Source organism: Phyllobacterium brassicacearum, assembly GCF_003010955.1.
Taxonomy (GTDB): domain Bacteria; phylum Pseudomonadota; class Alphaproteobacteria; order Rhizobiales; family Rhizobiaceae; genus Phyllobacterium; species Phyllobacterium brassicacearum.
Genome location: NZ_PGGO01000010.1, coordinates 117448 through 135253, shown reverse-complemented (window position 1 = coordinate 135253; position 17806 = coordinate 117448). Strand labels below are relative to the sequence as shown.

Below are 17806 nucleotides of genomic sequence, written 5' to 3'. Positions count from 1 at the left end.
TACAAGGGGTGGTCATGCGGGGATGCAGGGCGGTGATTTGGAGCGACGTTAGTTCAACCGGGTACAAGCATCGCGCACGCTTGTTGATGACCACGTCGATCGCCGGGTTGTTGATGGCAAATGTCGCTGCGGCGCAGGAAGCGCCCACCATCCAGCTGAACACGATCGTCATTGACAGTAGCGATACCAGCCCGATTGGCCCCGACAAAGGCTATATCGCCAAGAATACGATGACAGGCGCCAAGACTGACACGCCGATTCGTGAAATACCCCAATCCATTTCCGTTGTTACCCGCGAGCAGATGGATGACCGGTTTTCGGAGCAAATCGAGGATACAATCGCCTACACTTCCGGCGTGACAGCCTCGCCCTGGGGTGTTGATGATCGCTTTGATCAATTCCTGATCCGTGGCTTTGACATTGGCCCCTACGCGGTATTTCGCGACGGCCTGCCGCAAAAGGCCATCGACTTCTCTGGCTTCAAAGCCGAGCCATACGGGCTGGAGCGAGTGGAGGTGCTTAAGGGACCGGCATCAGTCCTCTATGGTTCGAATGAGGTTGGCGGTATTGTCAACCTCGTGACAAAAAGGCCGACGAAAGACCCGCTTTACAGCGCCTATGCGAGCTATGGCTCCTTCAATACCTATGAGGTCGGGATTGATGCGGGAGGACCGCTCGACAAGGAAGGCGTGTGGACCTATCGACTGACGGGACTTTTCCGCGATGGGGAGACGCAAACGGATTTTTCCAGGAACAATCGGGTGTTCATCGCACCTGCAATCACCTGGTCACCGAGCGCCGATACGTCGCTGACAATCCTCGCCAACTACCAGTGGGATGAATTGACGCCGAATACGTTCCTGCCGATCGCCAATCCGGCCTTCCCGAACATTCCGAAATTCTCGCGCAGCTTCACCGCATCCGATCCGAATTTCGACCGGTTTGATGCAGACCATGGCTCTATCGGCTATGAGTTCGAACACAGCTTCAACGAATCATGGAAGATCTGGCAGAACCTCCGCTACTCGCAGCAGGATACGGATTACAGGCATCTCTATTATTCCAGCATGATCGACGATGACACGATGGGTCGCACGGCATTCACGGTTGACGAAACGGCAACGCTCTTCAGCGTCGACAATGGTGTTCAGTATGATTATGAAGGCAAACGCATCAAGAATACCTTGCTGATGGGCCTTTCATACGACCGTCAGACGGTTGATGGTCAGAACGGCTTCGATACCGGGCCAAGCCTGGATATCGATGATCCGGTATTTGGTATCGACGTTGCTTCCCCTCCAATCTATCTCGATCGTCGCCAGACCATCGATCAAGTCGGGCTCTATGCTCAAACCCAAACCAAGGTCGATGATCACTGGTTGCTAACTTTGGGCGGGCGCCAGTCCTGGGTGGAAGACAAGACCCATGATCGCTTGAGTGGCACAACCAGCGAGCAATCCGACAGTGCCTTTTCTGGAAAGGTCGGGCTTGGATATCTGTTCGACAATGGCATGACGCCTTACGTCAGCTATTCCGAATCCTTCACGCCAACCATCGGTCAAGGCTCTACCGGGCAGACGTTCTCGCCTTCCGAGGGTCAGCAATATGAAGCAGGCGTGAAGTATGAACCGGATTTCTTCCCAGGAACGGTCACCGGCTCGGTTTTCGAGATCACCAAGTCCAATGTGCTAACGCCGGATCCGAATGACCCGAATTTCCAGGTTCAGACCGGTGAGGTGCGGCATCGCGGCTTCGAGCTAGAAGCCATAGTCAACCTCTTCCACGGCATCAGCCTGACGGGCAGCTATACCTATCTTGATGCCGAAATCACATCGAGTAACGTCGAAGGTGAAACGGGTAATCGGCCGGCACTCGTGCCGGAGCATCAGGCTTCTCTTTGGGCCAAATACACCTTTGAAACCGGGGTTCTTGAAGGCTTGAATGTCGGCTCAGGTGTGCGCTATGTCGGCAGTTCGTTTGGCGATAACGCCAATCAGATCAAAGTCGACGATTACACCCTCGTCGATGCGGCGATCAGCTACGAGAAGAACGGCTGGAAGGGGTCGCTCAAGGCGAGCAATGTCTTCGACAAGGAATATTATTCGACCTGCGCCGGCGACAATGATGGCAATCCCATGTGTATCTATGGTGAAGGACGCGCCGTCAAAGCGACGCTTTCGGCCAAGTTCTAGCGAGTATGTGATGAACGGAACGGCCTTTTCGCTGAACGGTATCGGTTACGATGTGGATGGGCGAACATTGCTGCATCCATTGACGCTGGACGTTCCGCGGGGCGAAGTGGTCGGCATCCTTGGTCACAACGGCTCGGGCAAATCGACGTTGTTGAAGATATTGGCGCGCTTTCAAACGCCCACGCGAGGGCGCGCCGAATGTCTGGGGCAGGCCTTGGGTTCGTTCCGAGCCAAAGAATATGCCAGGAAGGTCGCCTATCTGCCGCAACAGGCTCCCGACACCGACGGTATGACGGTAAAGGAGGTCGTTGCTCTCGGCCGCTATCCCTGGCATGGAGCGCTTGGACGTTTCTCCGGTAACGACAGGGCCAAGGTCGAGGAAGCACTGGAGCTGACATCCATGACGGCGATGGCTGATCGTATTGTGGATACTTTGTCGGGCGGTGAACGCCAGCGCGCCTTCCTGGCGATGCTGGTTGCACAGGACACAGAATGTCTGCTTCTTGACGAGCCGATCTCGGCTCTGGACATTAATCATCAGATCGAGGTGATGCGTCTGATCCAGTCGCTGGCACACGACCATAATCGATCTGTGCTCATCGTCCTGCACGATATCAACATGGCGGCGCGCTATTGCGACCAGGTTATTGCGTTGTCCGGCGGCAGGCTGGTGGCTCATGACGAGACAGAAGCACTGATCACGACGGACAGGCTCGATGCGATCTATGGCGTGCGCATGGGGATATTCCGGCATCCGGAAACACAGACTCCCATCAGCTACGTGCTTTAGGCAAATGCTCTCAATATGTAGACGCGACTTTCTGTTCGGGGCGGCGGCAATGCTTGGTTGTTCTTGTGTGCCTTTAAGGGCGCAGGAAGCAACCTCTGCCTCGAGAGTTGTTTCGCTGGACTACGGTCTGGCACAAACGATGATTGAGCTTGGCGTGCCGCCCGTCGGACTGGTTGACACGCCGGCATGGGCGGACTGGACAGTGGAACCGCCTTTGCCGGCAAAGGTGGTCAATCTCGGCTCCGCCCATGAGGTCAACATGGAGCTGTTGCAGCTATTGAGACCGGATTTGATTGTCTCCACGCCGTACCTTGAATGGGTCAGGCCACAGCTGGAACAGATCGCGCCGGTCAAATCGTTCCCGATTCATGCGCTTGGCTCGTCGCCTTTTCCGCATATCATTGATGCAACGCGGGAACTTGGACGTATGCTTGGGCGCACGACAGAGGCGGAAGCGCTGATCGACCGCTCGGAGATGGAATTACGTGCAGCACAGACGGCGACCAGGCATCTTGGCAAGCTCGCGGTCATTACGTTCATCGATGAACGCAACATTCGCATATATGGACCTGGCGGCATTTTTCAGGATGTGTTCGACAGGCTTGAGCTGCAAAACGCCTGGACGCGGTCAACCAACGAGTGGGGATTTGCAGATATCGGCATGGCCGATCTGTTTGATCTCGGCGACGCGAGGCTTTTCTACATGGATCCGATACCTCCGGACGTGCTTGCAAAACTGCCGGGGAGTCCGCTCTGGCAAAGCATGCCGTTTGTCCAGGCAGGACACGTTCAACGCATGGCAAGCGTGCTGATGTTTGGCACACTGCCTGCGGCAACCCGTTTCGCCCGATTGCTCGCCGAAGCAAGCACATGAGATATGTTACGGCCCATCCTTCATTCGCAACCGCTTTGCTGTGGTGCCTGGCCGCTGCCATCACTGCGATCAACCTCGGTCCTTTGATCGGCAGCACCGGAGTCAGTGCCTTCTTTTCTATGCCGTCGGCCGGTGATAGCCAGGCAGTCCTTCTGCATTACAGCCTGTTGCCGCGGCTTGCGATGTCTTGCGTCTGCGGTTTTGCGCTAGGACTATCGGGCGTTCTTTTCCAGCATGTGCTGCGCAATCCGCTCGCTTCACCTTCGACCCTGGGCGTGGAGGCAGGAGCGCAGCTCGCACTCGGTGTTGCGATGCTGTGGTTTCCAGCGCTTCTCGGGTGGAGCCGCGACACGGCAACGGCTTTCGGTGGTTTCGCCGCGATGGCCGTAGTCTTTGCAGTCGCATGGCGATTCAAATTCCAGCCAGTCACTGTGATCCTGACAGGACTGGTCACTGGCCTGTACTGTACGGCAATCGTTACGCTGCTGACCCTGATGAATGACCACTACCTGTCAGGTCTGTTTGTCTGGGGTGGGGGGTCGCTGAACCAGAATGACTGGCGCGCGGTCTCTGGTCTTTTCCCGAAAGTAATCGGTTGTTCCATCCTTGCGTTACTGCTCGTCCGGCAGCTGGGTGTGCTGACGCTTGGTGAGGCAGCGCAAGGCATTGGAATCAAACTGCAATTTGTCCGGGCCGCTGCGCTGTTTGTTGCCGTGGCCCTGACAACGTTCACAGTCAGCGCCGTCGGTGTGATCGGATTTCTCGGTCTGGCCGCGCCTGCTATCGCGAGGGCGGTAGGTGCCCGGCGGATCAATACCCGGCTCATTGTGGCTCCGCTTATCGGGGCGGCTCTCCTGATCATCGTTGACCAGATCATGCAAGTTTACACGGCAAAAACAGGCAGTTACGTGCCTACTGGCGCCGCGACTGCGCTCATCGGTATGCCGGTACTGCTGCTGGTCATGATGAAGCGCGGCGGTTCCCTGCAAACGGCGGTTCAAGGCAGATTAAGCCCCACCACAATCAGAAGGCCCTTATTGTTGATAACAGCTCTTGCTGGTCTTGTTTTGGCCGTAGCATTGGTCACAATATTTGTCGGCAGAGGCGTCGACGGATCGTGGATAAGCCATACTGGCGCCACTTTGAAATCCGTGCTCCCCTGGCGCCTGCCACGGCTCGTTGCCGCAACTTCTGCGGGTATAATGCTGGCGCTTGCCGGTAGCCTGTTGCAGCGTCTGACCGGTAACGCCATGGCAAGCCCGGAGGTTCTGGGCGTCAGCGCCGGTACGGCGTTCGGATTGCTTTGTGTCTTGTTCGTTGTCGCTGAGCCGACCATTGGAGATCGACTCATCGGAGGTCTTGTGGGCGCAGCGACGGTCCTGGGCATTCTCTTTGCCATGAGCCGCACAGCCCATTCCGGCAACCAGTTCCTGATACTCGGCGTATCGCTGGGTGCATTTCTAACGGCGCTGATCTCTGTCGTACTCGCCTCGGGCGATCCCCGCGCCCTGTCACTGATCAGCTGGATGGCTGGCTCGACCTACGGGGTGAGTAGTACTATGTCATTGATAATATTGATATTGGCAATTGTCGGTGCAATCTCGGTTACACTCCTCGTTCGCCCGCTACAGCAATTCGCGTTGGGTGATGTATCGGCGCATTCGCACGGCGTTGACGTGAAGAAGCTCCAAATCCTGATCCTTGGCATTGGCGCGCTGCTTACGGCCGTTGCCACCCTGATCGTTGGACCTTTGAGCTTTGTTGGCCTGATGGCTCCGCACCTCGCACAACGGCTTGGGCTGACCCGGGGCCTGCCGCATCTGATGGGTTCGGCACTGTCCGGAGCGTTGCTCATGGCAACAGCCGACTTCATCGGCCGTACTATCTATTTCCCGTGGCAGTTGCCGACGGGCCTTGTCGCGACGTTGCTGGGCGGTCCGGTTTTTGCTGTGCTACTTATCCGCGGCCGCCGCTTGTCTACGCGGCATTGAGGGTCCGCTGGCAGGCGCGGTGCGCATCTTTGATCATGAAGTTGACGAGCGTTCTGGAAACGCCCAACTCTTCCGCAATATCCTTCTGCGGAACCCCGTCGATGCGATGGCGGACAAAGGCGTCGTGCGTTCGTTTTGGCAGGCTTTTCAAAGAGTTAAGGACTTCACGTAAAGTCTCTGTGGTCACCATGCAATCGAGTGCGCTCACACTCGGCGCCGGGATAGATTCCACGCCATCAATCGGCATCCTGTGGTGCCTTTCATGCGATTGTTTGCGCGCTTCGTCGAGGGCGAGATTGTAGACCATGCGACAGGCATACCCCACCGGGCACTGTATGCAGTCGGAACGCATTGTACATGCCTTGATAATAGCGTCATGAAATATATCTTCTGATTGTGCATGCGAGTGCAGAACGTTTTCGGCAATCTTGATAAGTTTTGGCTTATATTGAATCAAAGCGTTTACAAGAACATTGCCATTGCAGGAGTTTTGTTCTTTTTCCATTGTTTGGAATTCTTTTGCTGTATGATTGCAATGAGGATTAATTACTCCACGCCCCACATTCTATTCGAGAAAGTAGGGAGTAAAGTGGGCCGTCAATGTTGCAAGAGCAGCTATAGTTTAACATGATAAAATGAGTCAAGTTACTAATCAAAAATAATCAGCACCTCGTTCGCCCACAACCGGCAACACCCAAAATGCAAGCCAGGGTGGAGAATCTTGTACCGAAGTCACGATTTTTTGTCCGGGATTTGGTTATTTCCGTGCAAGAATGGATCAAATCCATCTCAAACCTCTCTCACATGGCCTTTGGACTGTTCAAAGTTTTTCCCAGCGACATACTGGATGTCGACCATCAGCTTTCCGCGTGTTAAGCCCGATCACCTGCATCAATACGGATACCGAGTTCACATGAGTCGTCTTGACAGCTTCATTTCCCGCATGACGGCCCAGCGCGAAATTCTCAATCACCTCCGCGGCAGGTTGGACGGGCTGGGTGGTCCGGTGCTTGAGCTCGGACTTGGCAACGGCCGCACCTTCGATCATTTGCGTGAATGTTTTCCGGACCGGAGAATCATTGTCTTCGACCGCGCTGTCGGCGCACACAAGACCTCGGTACCCGAACCTGAAAATATGGTTGTCGGTGAAATCAGGGAAACCGCCCGGAAGTTCATCGGTATCAACGCTGCTCTCGCACATGTCGATATTGGCACGGGATATGACGACAAGGACGCGATCACGCTGACCTGGCTGCCACAGCTCATGGCCGGCCTCGTCGCGCCGCACGGCTATGCGGTCAGCGGACTGGAATTGCGGCACCCGCATCTGGAGCCGCTGCCGGTGCTCCCTGGCGTGGAGGTGGGCAGGTATTTCCTATACCGGCGTGTCGAATAACAACAGATCGAACTGCTGTTCTCCGGCAGGGATATCCTTCACTTTCACTGACGCGATGCCGTCCTCGCGGAAGATCATGCCTTCTTCGTAAAATCCGGCAAGGTATTGCACGAAGGCCGATGTTTGCTCCTGCCCATAAAAGACAGGGGAGAATTCCATATAGAGCGGGACTTTGCGGGAGAGCAGGGCCTCCATTGACCGGCAGGCGCGGGGTTCGTAACCCTCGATATCCATCCAGACCAGCCCAATGTCGTCTAACGAAGTGCCGGCATCAGCAAGGATCTTGCTCACGGGCTGCACCAGCACGACAATCTTGCTGTCCGCTGCACTCTGCCGAAACGCGCTGCTTTTGCCATAGTTGTTCCGGTGCTGGAAAAAATCGATCTCGCCTTCTGTTTCGCCGGCGGCCGAGTTGACCAGTGTCACCAGGTCGCCCAGCTTGTTCTGGGATATATTGGTGCGCAGCAGCTCGAAGTTTCGCGGGTCGGGTTCGACGCTCACAATTCGGGAAAAGGATCCGCTCAGGGCGAAGTAAATTGTCTGCGTACCGATGTTGCCGCCAAGCTCGAGCAGGGTGCAACCCTCGCGCAGAAGTTGCCGTTCCTTGAGGATCGCGAGCAGGCGGTCAACATGGTCCCGCTCGAAATGACCTTTGCGGAAGATTTTCTTGCCGATGTAGTCGCCCGGCATGAAAGTTATGACATGGTCTCCGCAATCGATGGTCATGGTCTGGACCCGTGGACCAATCGCGTTGATCAGCAGCTCGCGGCCGTAACGCGTATCAAAGAACTTGCCGGCCAGGCGATCTCTAAATCGGCGAAATCGGCGCTTCCAGAGTTTGTTCATGTGAACCGTTCGCTTGTCTCTCCGGAAACGATATAGACGCGCAGCGGCTCTGCCCGCCCGCGAATAGCGATCTCCCGGCTTTCAAGTTTCCCGGTATCCGAACCCGCGCGGACGATCGTGGGTTCCGACACGACCACCGTTGCGTCGAGTTCCTTGGCGACAGACTCAAGGCGGCTGGCGACGTTGACGGTGTCGCCGATGGCTGTCAGGTTCTTGACTGATCCATAACCCATGGCGCCGACGATAGCCGGTCCGCTATGAATGCCGATGGCAACCCGGATCGGAATTGGAAGTTCGGCGGCCAATTCCTCATTGAGACGGTCTATCTCCTTGATGATGACAGCTGCGGCCTTGAGCGCATGGCGGCAACCCTCTTCCGGTGAGCTGTTGAGGCCGAACAGCGCCATGGCCCCATCCCCGATGAATTTGTCCAACCGCCCGCCCGAACGCTCCACCGCCTGGCCGACAATGGCGAAGTAGCGGTTCAGCAGGAAGACAATGTCATAGGGAAGCCGCTCTTCCGTGAGCATGGTGAAGCTACGGATATCGCAAAAGAGGATGGCGATTTCCTGTTCGCGGCCCGGCTTGACCTGCTGACTGCCCACAGGAACGATACCCTCAACGGCTGGCACGAGCAGAGGCACCACGCTGATATTACTTATGGGGTGAAGCTGGCAGGCCAGCCTCACTCCGGGATCTGCACCGATGCGGATCAGCGTCGACCGCTCGATCGATTCCGGCGGCGGCAGGGTCGCCGACCCTTCAACAACCTGGACCCGGCAGGTCGAGCAACGTCCCTTGCCGCCGCAGACCGCGTAGTGCGGAATCCCGCCGAGACGGCTCGCCTCAAGGACACTGAAGCCGCGCGGAACACGAACGGTCTCGCCTTCGGGGTAACGGATTTCAATCTGGTTGGCGCGTTCGCGCCAGCTGCGTCGGGTTCGCATGGCAAATACGAACATCAGCGCGCCGGCAAATCCGCCATAAAGCGTGTATTTGGCCGTTTGAACGCGCTGGATTTGATGTTCAACAATTGCCGACGACGCATGGTCATATCCGGTAGAGCCATAGGTCCTGCCGTAGCCGCTACCGTAGCTGGACTGAACGGGCTCACTCTCAAGGATCCGCCCCGTGTCTGCAAAGCCAAGCAGAGCGAGCACGGGCAGAAGGATTGCGAACGTCAGCAAGAATGGCGCGGCCCTTGAGTACCAATCACGATAACGCAACCAGAAATGGACGCCTATGCAGCCGTGGGTCCAGATGACAAGGAGGGCAATCGATTGACGCAGGCCGCCCATGGGAGAGTCGATCCAAAGTGCGCGTATGACAGACTCGTAACTGTCCTGCAGCCCCATCATTTCGAAGCGTACGCGCGTTGCAACGACATGCTCGATAATGAGGAGTGGAATCAGCAACCCAAGAATGACCTGCAGAGCCTCGCGTACCGGCATGACAAGCGTCCGGTGCAGGTAGAGCGATCGCATGACAAGCGTAATATGGACGAACACGGCACCGTAGAGCAGGGCTGTGCCAATCGGGTTACGCCAGATAGCCGTAAACCACAGTCGGCCTTCTTCCGCGGCGTTGAGGGAAATCAGGTTCAGCGCATGGTTTCCAAGATGCAACGTCACGAAGACGAGCATGATCAGCCCGGAAGCCAGTCGTGCCCTGCGCAGGGAGCGTTCGGAAAAGCGGGGCACTGTGTAGGCTGCTGTCATGGATACCGGATTGATTTCAATCAAACTAACTTAAGCGACGAATGTTGATTTGGCGAGATGAACTCCGCTTCCGGCATTGCTCTCCAATGATGGCAGCACAAGGTTCGAGCCGGATGACATTTATGTGTAGTTGCTTGCAATTGCGCGCAAATGGGTGTGCAAGCTTCTTGCAGGACGAATCCGCTTTCATGATCCATAAAGCCACATGCACATTGCCTTCTACGCCCCGCTCAAATCGCCCAATCATCCGGTGCCTTCGGGCGACCGGCAGATGGCACGGCTGCTGATAGCGGCCCTACGATTGGCGGGGCATAGTGTTGAGATTGCCTCGGAGCTGCGAAGCTTTTCTGCTACGCCGGAGGCCGGGGGGCGAGGGCAGCTCGCTGTGCTGGCGCGACGCGAGGTCGAACGCCTTTCAAACGAATGGCGCCGGGACAGGAAGCCCGATCTCTGGTTTTGCTATCACCCCTATTACAAGGCGCCGGATCTCATAGGACCGCCGCTCGTGGCCGCGTGGACAATTCCTTGTGTGACTGCCGAAGCTTCCTATTCCAGACGGCGGGCCGACACCGATTGGGCCGGATTGCAATCGCTGGTGGTTGACATGGTGCGGAAGGCTGCTGTCAACATTTGCTTCACCAGGCGCGATGAGGTGGGACTTGCCGCCAGTATCCCCGAAGCGCGTCTGGAACGCCTTGAGCCTTTTATCGACGTTTCGGCGTTTCGCTCCAAAATTGCACAGTACAATCCAAAACGCCTTGTAACAGTTGCAATGATGCGACCGGGAGACAAGCTCGAGAGTTACAGGATGCTCGCCAGGGCTCTGGCCCTTATCGTGCGCAGGCAATGGCGACTGACTGTCATCGGCGATGGTCCAGCACGTGACGAAGTACGGGCAATGTTCGCAGACTTCGGCCAGCATCGCGTCGAATGGCTAGGTCAGAAGCAGGCCGCGGAGATTGAAGAGCTTCTTGGCCAAGGGGGCACGTATGTGTGGCCCGGGACCGGCGAGGCCTACGGCATCGCCTATATGGAGGCGCAGGCAGCCGGCTTGCCGGTGGTGGCACAGGCGACTGCTGGCGTGCCCGAGGTAGTCCAGCATGGCGTGACGGGGATATTGACAGAGACGGGCGATATCCGTGCCTATGCGGATGCCATTGCGCAGATGCTGGATGGCGACGAATGGCGCAGTGCAATGGGCCGGGAGGCGCGCAGATTCGTGCTCGAGGAACGTTCGCTGGAAGTTGCTTCAAAACGACTGGATCAACTGTTGCGAGACTGTGTGGAGCGTGGCGAATGACAGATGATGCAGTGTGGAGACCATTGCGGGCCGAACTTGCGCGCTGGATCCATGCGAACCGCTGTGCCCGTTTCTGGCTGCGTGATGATGATGCAGTCAAGCCGGGCGATGCACTGGAGCAGCTGTTGGCGCTGGGCAAGAAACACACAGTGCCGTTGACGCTTGCCGTGATCCCGGCGAATACAGGCGAGGCGCTTGCCATACGTCTAAGGGGCGAGGAGAGCACGACTGTTGCCGTGCATGGCTGGTCGCATAAAAACCATGCACCGTCGCATGAAAAAAAGCAGGAGCTTGGCCCGCACCGGCAGTTGAGCACCATGACCGGTGAACTCCGCAGTGGTTTTGCGTTCCTCAAGGAGCAGTTTTCAGAGCGATTTGTACCGGTCCTGGTACCCCCTTGGAACCGAATTGATCCGTTGCTGCTACCGGAGTTGGCAACATCGGGTTTTGAAGGCTTGTCCGTATTCGGACGGGTCAAGGCAAAGCAAGCGGCCTTCCTGCCGATCATCAACACGCATGTGGATCTGATGGACTGGCATGGCACGGGTGGTTGCCGCGATCATGGCGAGCTGGTCGCCGCATTGGTCGGCGAATTGCAGCAGCGTTTTGACGGCAGTGACGAGCCGGTCGGCATCCTCACGCATCATCTGGTGCATGATGAATCGGCCTGGACGTTCCTGCGCATGCTTTTTGCCGTGACGGCGGAGACGCCGGGTGGCCGCTGGGTCTCGATCCGGGAATTGCTCTAACTGTTGGTTTTACGCAATTCCGGACGGAAAACCGCGTCACACTTTTCCTGGAATCGCCTTAGAGCTCGATCTCCTGGAAATCGCGAGCGGAAAAGGCCCCGGCGAAACGCTCCTTGGACAAGCGTTCGAATTCGTCAAGCTCGTCATCCGTGCGCGATGGAGCATGGTGGAAGAGTGCCAGCTTGCCGATCTTGCCTGCCTCCGCCAGGAGGACGCCATGCTGCCATGTCGAATGGCCGTAGCCGAAACGGCGCGGCATCTCATCTTCCGTATAGGTACAGTCATAGACGACAAGGTCTGCACCCTCGATAAGGCGCATCACCGCGGGATCGAGCTTTCCGGCCTCGTGTTCCGTGTCATAGACAAGCGCGAGCACGCGGCCTGCCCATTCGATCCGGTAGCCGATACAGCCGCCTGGGTGATTCAGGCTCTCGGTCCGGATCTTGATGCCCTCATAGGGCTCGAGCACATCGCCAGAACGGAAATCGCGAAAACCGAGGCTCGCCTTGCAGATATCGGGGTCGACGGGAAACCATGGCGGGCGCATGAACTGCTTGACCATCTCGCGGGTGGTCATGACACCGGCGAGATGTCCGGACCACAGGCGCACATTCATCATGGGATTGTACATTGGCATGAAATAGGGGAGGCCGATGATGTGGTCATAGTGGCAATGCGTAAAGAAAATGTCGACCTGATCGCTACCCTCCCGGGAAATACCTTCGCCTGCCTGTCGCACACCGGAGCCAGCATCAAAGATCAGCTTGTGCTTGCCGCACTGCACCTCGACACAAGCGGTACTGCCGCCGTATCGCCTGAATTCGGGACCCGAGACGGAAACGCTACCTCGCGTTCCCCAGAACTTCACCCGAAATATTTCGTCGTTCATTACGCTCTTTACACCCAATTCCCCGTTTTTCAGGGCATCGTAACCAAACCGCATCCGTAATGCGAGACTTGGATTTCGTTTTATTTGTCAGCGGCGCAATAAAACCCCGCCTTGGCCTCTATATAGGCGATAACGATTTGTTTTTTAAGCTTCATGACAATTGTCGTTACAAATGTATAAGTTCGGCAGTCATTTCAACGGGACGCCAGATTCATGTCTTTTTCGGAATTTCCGCCGGTCGCCGTTATTGCCGATCCGCATTTTCACGATCTCTATGGCGATTATGATTTTGCTGGCATCGATATGGGCGGCGACCGCAGGATGACGGCGCGCCGGCTGACCGATACCGTGCGTTCCACCCGTGTTTTCAATGAGAGTTATCGGGCCCTACGGGCGGCGCTTGACGAGGTGGTGGCTCGGGAAATCCGCCACGTCGTCCTGCTCGGCGACTATTCCGATGACGGCCAGGCGGCGACGCTCGGCGCGTTGCGCAAGCTGCTTGATGGCTACCGGCGAGACCATGGTCTCGTCTTTATCGCGACGCCTGGCAATCATGACATTTTCGGGCCGAAGGGCCGCCACCATGCCAAGCGCCTGCTCAATCTCGACGGTACCTATACGATCGTGGCGAGCGACGGCGAGTTCGTCGACGACGATGCGGACGGGATGGTCGTGACCAGCAAGATGTATTGCCCGGGTTATCCAGATGGCTTGCAGATGCTGCCGGATATCGGCTTCTTCCGCAGACCCGATGACCTTTACTGGGAAACGCCTTTCGGCACGAATGACGATCCCGCGGCGAGGCTCTATACAGCTCGCTCGGCCGACGGCCAGAACGAATACCGGTTGATGGACGCCTCCTATCTGATCGAGCCGGTCGCGGGCCTGTGGCTATTGATGATCGACGCGAATGTATTCGAGCCGCGCAATGGCGAGTTTGCCAGGGGCGATGCGGGCGCATTTGTCGACAGTACCAATGCCGGCTGGAATGCCATGCTCAGGCACAAGGGCTTTGTCCTGGATTGGGTCAAAGACGTTGCCGCAAGGGCAAAACGTGAAGGCAAGCAATTGCTCGCATTTTCGCATTACCCAATGCTGGACATGCTCAATGGCACGGCAGAAGACGAACTGGCGTTGATTGGCAGGACCAGTTCGACCGAGCGCACGCCGTCGGAAGCGGTGGCCAGTGCCGCTATTGATGCGGGCCTTCGCATCCATTTCAGCGGGCATCTCCATGTCAATGATACGGCGATGATGCGAAGGGACAATGGTTGGCTGGTCAATATCGGGGTACCGTCGCTTGTTGCCTTTCCGCCAGCGTTCAAGGTGATAACGCCAGGTGGCCCGAAGCTGCAGGTTGAAACGGTAAGCCTCGATCATCTTCCGATAGATCCCGCGATCAACGAGCAATACCGGATTGAAATCAATCTGACGGGAAAGAAGGTTGGCGGAATGCTCGATGCGGCCGACTATGGTGAATTCCTGTCCGAGCACATCAGCCAGCTTGTGGTGCACAGGTATCTGCGGCGCGAATGGCCCGAAGACCTGGCGCGGATTATGCCGCAGCTCAACCTTGGCGACCTCCTGATACTCGGTGACAGCGAGCAGCCCGTTGCCGTCGTAGAAGCGGTTGCGCTCATTCATGCGGAGCGGGCGCGCGCGCCTATGATAGCCGGCATACAGCGGCTGCTGCGGGCGAGCGGTATGACTTTGGATGGGCTGGACGCAATTCCGGTGCTTGATCTGCTCGGAGATTGGTATCGCCTACGCCTGGGCAGTGAGATGGCGCTCGATCGGATTTCGGCTGAGCGGCTTGCAGCCTACCGTTTCCTGATCTCTACGTTTGCCGGTTCCGCTACAATTGAAATCGGCGGTGCTCAGGGAAGCTTTGCGCGGATGCTGCGGATAATGGATCGCTATTTGTCCGGCCTGCCATCGCGCAATTTCACGGTTGATCTCGCAACCGGCGCAACGGAACGGGTTTAGCAAGACGCGCTTACTATGCAGGGCAATCTCAAGCGCTAGAGGGATGAACCGCCCCTTGCCACAAACCGCTTGAAGGCCTCCAGGGTTTCCGGGCTCACGTGGTGCTCGATGCCTTCCGCATCGATCCGCGCAGTTTCAACACTGATGCCTATGGCGCATAGAAACGACTCTACAATGTGATGACGCTCGCGGCTCCGTTCCGCAAGCTGCATACCAATGTCGGTCAAGAATACGCCCCGATACCGGCGCTGTTGGATATAACCGTCGGTCGCCAGCCGCTTCAACATTTTCGCTACGGTCGGCTGAGCCACACCAAGACGCTGTGCAATATCGACCTGCCTGGCCTCGCCCCCATCTTCAATGAGGTCAGCGATCAGTTCGACATAGTCCTCGATGAGCTCGGTCCGGCGATTGTGACGGGTCTGCCGGAAGCTCTCCATATGGGTGTTGGGGTCAACAAGCGAACTTTCGGGTTCGCTGTCCAAGTTTTCGTCAAGGTTCATTTCGATCTTCAGTTCCGGAGTCTTTCTAAGCCAGGGATTCGCTTGTATAGCCACAGCTATTCTTCCAGCATACACGACAAATATCTAAACCGGCGGAAAAATCGAAATCCAGGATCCGCACCGACGACTTTTCCAATATAGCACTTGCTATAATGTAACTACGATGCTTTAATTCATTTAATTTGCTAATCGGAGTTATGGTTGAATAATGTTGAAATGGGCGCAGACGAATCTAAACAGACGACGTCTGTTGGGGGGAGGGATCGCAACGATCGGCGCATCGGCGATCTGCACAAGCAGTGCGCCGGCGCAAGATACCCATGCACATCACGGGGACGCCACGCCGGGCGTTGACGCTGCTATACCGGCGCACAGGTCGGCGCATGGTGCGATGATGACTGTTGGCGCGGTTGACAACGAGCGCAACGGCTTCGATCCGACGGCAATGTTAACGGATTGGTACACCGGCGTCGTCAGCGAACTGCCGGACGGGCGCAAAGAACGCAGCTTCGAAATCACGGTCGAGGAAAAGGAAATCGAAATCGCACCGGGCGTTATGTTTCCGGCCTGGACCTACAACGGCCGCGTACCTGGTCCCGCACTTCGGGCGACCGAGGGAGACCGCCTGAAAATCACCCTCAAGAACAATGGGTCACATCCCCATTCGCTGCATTTCCACGGAATCCATTCTGCGCGCATGGACGGCGTTCCTGGCGCTGGCGTCATCGATCCCGGCGAAGAGTTCGTCTATGAGTTCGATGCGAAGCCGTTCGGTTGCCATCTGTATCATTGTCACGCACTGCCGCTGACCAGGCATCTCCACAAGGGCATGTATGGCCTGTTTGTGATCGATCCCGATCCAGCCCGCCATCTTGAATATGCCGACGTTGCACAATCGCGTCTCCTTGGCTCACCAGAGAATGCACAATGGCAGGAAATGGCCATGGTCATGAACGCCTTCGACACGAACTTCGACGGCGAGAATGAATTCTACGCGTGCAACACGATCGCTCACTGCTACGCGAAGGAGCCCATCAAGATCGATCGCAACCGCCCTGTTCGCATCTACCTGGTCAATATCACCGAGTTTGACCCGATCAATTCGTTCCACCTGCATGCCAATTTTTTCGATTATTACGATCAGGGTACGACCTTGACCCCGACGCTGAAGACAGTGGACCTGATCATGCAGTGTCAGGCGCAGCGCGGCATTCTTGAGTTCACGTTCAAGGAACACGAGCCTGGTCTTTACATGTTCCATGCCCATCAATCGGAATTCACCGAACTTGGCTGGATGGGCATGTTCGACGTCTCGGAGACGCTGTCATGATGAACGAACCAGTCAATTCCAGGCGGTCAAACGTCGCCGTGCCGTCGCGCCTCTTCTGGTTGCTGATCCCCGCAGCCGTGCTGGCCTTGGCAATCGTTTGGCTCTTGCAGGCAAACCCTCTTCAGAGTTTCAACAATGGTGCGCCGCCTGTTGAAAACCTGACCATCGAGCGGACCATACTTGATCACAACGGATTGCAGTTGCTCGTTCGAGCGGGTGGTTCGGAACCGATGACAATCGCGCAGGTCCAGGTCGACGACGCCTATTGGGAATTCGAGCAAACACCACAAGGAACGATTGCAAGGGGTGATACCGCATGGATCAGCTTGCCTTTTCCGTGGGTTCTTGGCGAGACGCACAGAGTGAACTTCGTCACCAATACCGGGGCAACGTTCGAGCACGAGATTGCCGTGGCAGTGCCGTCGTCAGCCGTCACGTCCGCAAGCCTGTGGTCTCAGGCTATTCTTGGTGCATTCGTGGGGATTCTGCCCGTCGCCATTGGCCTGATGTGTTATCCGGCCTTGCGCGGAGCAGGCCCCGGATTGATGGCGTTTCTTCTGGCCATGACTGTTGGTCTTCTCGCATTCCTTCTGGTCGATACCATGGTGGAAGCTCTCGAATTTGCTGAACGGTCGGCCGCGATGTTCCAAGGCAGTGTGATGGTTATGCTGGTCGCTGTGGCGAGCTTCCTCGTGCTGATGAGTATCGGGCGGCGGCACGGAACGCCAACAGGTCTTGCATTGGCGACATATATTGCGCTCGGTATCGGACTGCACAATTTTGGTGAAGGGTTGGCGATCGGTGCTGCTTTCACTGCGGGTGCGGCGGGACTCGGAACGTTCCTGGTGCTCGGCTTTACCCTGCACAATATTACCGAAGGGATCGGCATTGCCGCGCCGCTCCTGAAAACGACGCCCAAACTCGAGTCATTCGTCGGCTTGACGCTGCTCGCGGGAGGCCCCGCCGTGTTCGGAATATGGATTGGAAGTCTTGCCTATGCCCCACAGTGGACCGCGATTGCACTCGCGATCGGTGCCGGGGCCATCGCCCAGGTCATTGTCGAGGTCAGTGCATTGATCGTCCGGTCGCGCAATCTGGGCGCTGCTGCACTGCTGACCCCCTCAACATTTGGCGGGCTGGCCGCCGGGACGGCCTTCATGTACGTCACGGCCATGCTTGTAAAAATTTGATGCTGGAATGGCGGAACAATTGGCGCAGCAGAGGCGCCTCTTGCCCAGCACA

15 protein-coding genes are annotated in these 17806 nt (G+C 56.8%); 10 read left to right on the top strand and 5 right to left on the bottom strand.

All coding sequences use genetic code 11. The features are described 5' to 3' along the window. Window positions 1-86 precede the first annotated feature (86 nt). Genes CU102_RS14910 through fhuB form a run of 4 tightly spaced genes read left to right on the top strand, consistent with a single transcriptional unit; the run spans window position 87 to window position 5847 of the window. Window positions 87-2192, top strand: a complete 2106-nt coding sequence (locus CU102_RS14910; protein WP_166648430.1) for a TonB-dependent siderophore receptor — start codon at window positions 87-89, stop codon at window positions 2190-2192. A gap of 10 nt (window positions 2193-2202) precedes the next feature. Next, window positions 2203-2982, top strand: coding sequence for an ATP-binding cassette domain-containing protein (locus CU102_RS14905; RefSeq protein WP_106711890.1), 780 nt, complete (start codon window positions 2203-2205; stop codon window positions 2980-2982). Then, window positions 2909-3856 carry an iron-siderophore ABC transporter substrate-binding protein gene (locus CU102_RS14900; protein ID WP_106711889.1) on the top strand — a complete coding sequence of 316 codons (948 nt, stop codon included), beginning with the start codon at window positions 2909-2911 and terminating at the stop codon, window positions 3854-3856. Before CU102_RS14905 ends, CU102_RS14900 begins: the two co-directional genes overlap by 74 nt. After that, window positions 3853-5847: a Fe(3+)-hydroxamate ABC transporter permease FhuB gene (gene fhuB / locus CU102_RS14895; protein ID WP_106711888.1), complete on the top strand. Its 1995-nt coding sequence runs from the start codon at window positions 3853-3855 to the stop codon at window positions 5845-5847. Before CU102_RS14900 ends, fhuB begins: the two co-directional genes overlap by 4 nt. Here fhuB and CU102_RS14890 read toward each other — a convergent pair. Continuing rightward, a complete protein-coding gene (locus CU102_RS14890; RefSeq protein ID WP_106711887.1) occupies window positions 5834-6352 on the bottom strand; it encodes a sigma-70 family RNA polymerase sigma factor in 519 nt (172 codons plus the stop codon). The genes fhuB and CU102_RS14890 overlap by 14 nt on opposite strands. Window positions 6353-6760: 408 nt before the next feature. Here CU102_RS14890 and CU102_RS14885 point away from each other — a divergent pair, with 408 nt between their 5' ends. Next, on the top strand, window positions 6761-7243 hold the full coding sequence (locus tag CU102_RS14885; protein WP_106711953.1) for a class I SAM-dependent methyltransferase: 483 nt from the start codon (window positions 6761-6763) through the stop codon (window positions 7241-7243). Here the strand turns inward: CU102_RS14885 and CU102_RS14880 are convergent. Together CU102_RS14880 and CU102_RS14875 are read right to left on the bottom strand one after the other, a co-directional pair. Beyond that, entirely contained in the window at window positions 7223-8089 is an 867-nt protein-coding gene (locus tag CU102_RS14880; protein WP_106711886.1) for an FkbM family methyltransferase, read from the bottom strand. The two genes, CU102_RS14885 and CU102_RS14880, sit on opposite strands and share 21 nt — an antisense overlap. Beyond that, window positions 8086-9807: an adenylate/guanylate cyclase domain-containing protein gene (locus CU102_RS14875; protein ID WP_245425352.1), complete on the bottom strand. Its 1722-nt coding sequence runs from the start codon at window positions 9805-9807 to the stop codon at window positions 8086-8088. The genes CU102_RS14880 and CU102_RS14875 overlap by 4 nt, the downstream gene beginning before the upstream one ends. A gap of 205 nt (window positions 9808-10012) precedes the next feature. Between CU102_RS14875 and CU102_RS14870 the strand changes: the two genes are divergently transcribed. Both CU102_RS14870 and CU102_RS14865 read left to right on the top strand, forming a co-directional pair. Further along, the gene (locus tag CU102_RS14870; RefSeq protein WP_106711885.1) at window positions 10013-11107 is read left to right on the top strand and encodes a glycosyltransferase family 4 protein; all 1095 of its coding nucleotides are present in this window, start codon (window positions 10013-10015) and stop codon (window positions 11105-11107) included. After that, the gene (locus CU102_RS14865) at window positions 11104-11856 is read left to right on the top strand and encodes a polysaccharide deacetylase family protein (RefSeq protein ID WP_106711884.1); all 753 of its coding nucleotides are present in this window, start codon (window positions 11104-11106) and stop codon (window positions 11854-11856) included. The genes CU102_RS14870 and CU102_RS14865 overlap by 4 nt, the downstream gene beginning before the upstream one ends. 58 nt (window positions 11857-11914) lie before the next feature. On the opposite strand, the gene CU102_RS14860 is transcribed toward CU102_RS14865, so the two are convergent. Further along, the gene (locus CU102_RS14860) at window positions 11915-12745 is read right to left on the bottom strand and encodes an MBL fold metallo-hydrolase (RefSeq protein WP_106711951.1); all 831 of its coding nucleotides are present in this window, start codon (window positions 12743-12745) and stop codon (window positions 11915-11917) included. 213 nt (window positions 12746-12958) lie between these two features. Between CU102_RS14860 and CU102_RS14855 the strand changes: the two genes are divergently transcribed. Continuing rightward, window positions 12959-14731 carry a metallophosphoesterase family protein gene (locus CU102_RS14855; RefSeq protein ID WP_106711883.1) on the top strand — a complete coding sequence of 591 codons (1773 nt, stop codon included), beginning with the start codon at window positions 12959-12961 and terminating at the stop codon, window positions 14729-14731. Window positions 14732-14766: 35 nt separating this feature from the next. Here the strand turns inward: CU102_RS14855 and mntR are convergent, their stop codons facing one another. Next, a complete protein-coding gene (gene mntR, locus CU102_RS14850; RefSeq protein WP_106711882.1) occupies window positions 14767-15234 on the bottom strand; it encodes a manganese-binding transcriptional regulator MntR in 468 nt (155 codons plus the stop codon). A 208-nt stretch (window positions 15235-15442) separates the two neighbouring features. On the opposite strand from mntR, the gene CU102_RS14845 reads away from it, so the two are divergent. Both CU102_RS14845 and CU102_RS14840 read left to right on the top strand, forming a co-directional pair. Further along, window positions 15443-16564: a multicopper oxidase domain-containing protein gene (locus tag CU102_RS14845; protein WP_106711881.1), complete on the top strand. Its 1122-nt coding sequence runs from the start codon at window positions 15443-15445 to the stop codon at window positions 16562-16564. Beyond that, window positions 16564-17754 (top strand): ZIP family metal transporter, encoded by a 1191-nt coding sequence (locus CU102_RS14840; protein WP_106711950.1) that lies wholly within the window; start codon window positions 16564-16566, stop codon window positions 17752-17754. The genes CU102_RS14845 and CU102_RS14840 overlap by 1 nt, the downstream gene beginning before the upstream one ends. The last annotated feature ends 52 nt before the right edge of the window (window positions 17755-17806 follow it).

Bases quoted from the DNA above. Each gene is read 5' to 3' on its own strand.
- CU102_RS14900 (WP_106711889.1), top strand. From the start codon at position 2,909: ATGCGATCTATGGCGTGCGCATGGGGATATTCCGGCATCCGGAAACAC.
- CU102_RS14865 (WP_106711884.1), top strand. From the start codon at position 11,104: ATGACAGATGATGCAGTGTGGAGACCATTGCGGGCCGAACTTGCGCGC.
- CU102_RS14870 (WP_106711885.1), top strand. From the start codon at position 10,013: ATGCACATTGCCTTCTACGCCCCGCTCAAATCGCCCAATCATCCGGTG.
- CU102_RS14855 (WP_106711883.1), top strand. From the start codon at position 12,959: ATGTCTTTTTCGGAATTTCCGCCGGTCGCCGTTATTGCCGATCCGCAT.
- CU102_RS14905 (WP_106711890.1), top strand. From the start codon at position 2,203: ATGAACGGAACGGCCTTTTCGCTGAACGGTATCGGTTACGATGTGGAT.
- CU102_RS14875 (WP_245425352.1), bottom strand. From the start codon at position 9,807: ATGACAGCAGCCTACACAGTGCCCCGCTTTTCCGAACGCTCCCTGCGC.
- CU102_RS14880 (WP_106711886.1), bottom strand. From the start codon at position 8,089: ATGAACAAACTCTGGAAGCGCCGATTTCGCCGATTTAGAGATCGCCTG.
- CU102_RS14890 (WP_106711887.1), bottom strand. From the start codon at position 6,352: ATGGAAAAAGAACAAAACTCCTGCAATGGCAATGTTCTTGTAAACGCT.
- CU102_RS14885 (WP_106711953.1), top strand. From the start codon at position 6,761: ATGAGTCGTCTTGACAGCTTCATTTCCCGCATGACGGCCCAGCGCGAA.
- CU102_RS14840 (WP_106711950.1), top strand. From the start codon at position 16,564: ATGAACGAACCAGTCAATTCCAGGCGGTCAAACGTCGCCGTGCCGTCG.
- CU102_RS14845 (WP_106711881.1), top strand. From the start codon at position 15,443: ATGTTGAAATGGGCGCAGACGAATCTAAACAGACGACGTCTGTTGGGG.
- fhuB (WP_106711888.1), top strand. From the start codon at position 3,853: ATGAGATATGTTACGGCCCATCCTTCATTCGCAACCGCTTTGCTGTGG.
- CU102_RS14910 (WP_166648430.1), top strand. From the start codon at position 87: ATGACCACGTCGATCGCCGGGTTGTTGATGGCAAATGTCGCTGCGGCG.
- CU102_RS14860 (WP_106711951.1), bottom strand. From the start codon at position 12,745: ATGAACGACGAAATATTTCGGGTGAAGTTCTGGGGAACGCGAGGTAGC.
- mntR (WP_106711882.1), bottom strand. From the start codon at position 15,234: ATGAACCTTGACGAAAACTTGGACAGCGAACCCGAAAGTTCGCTTGTT.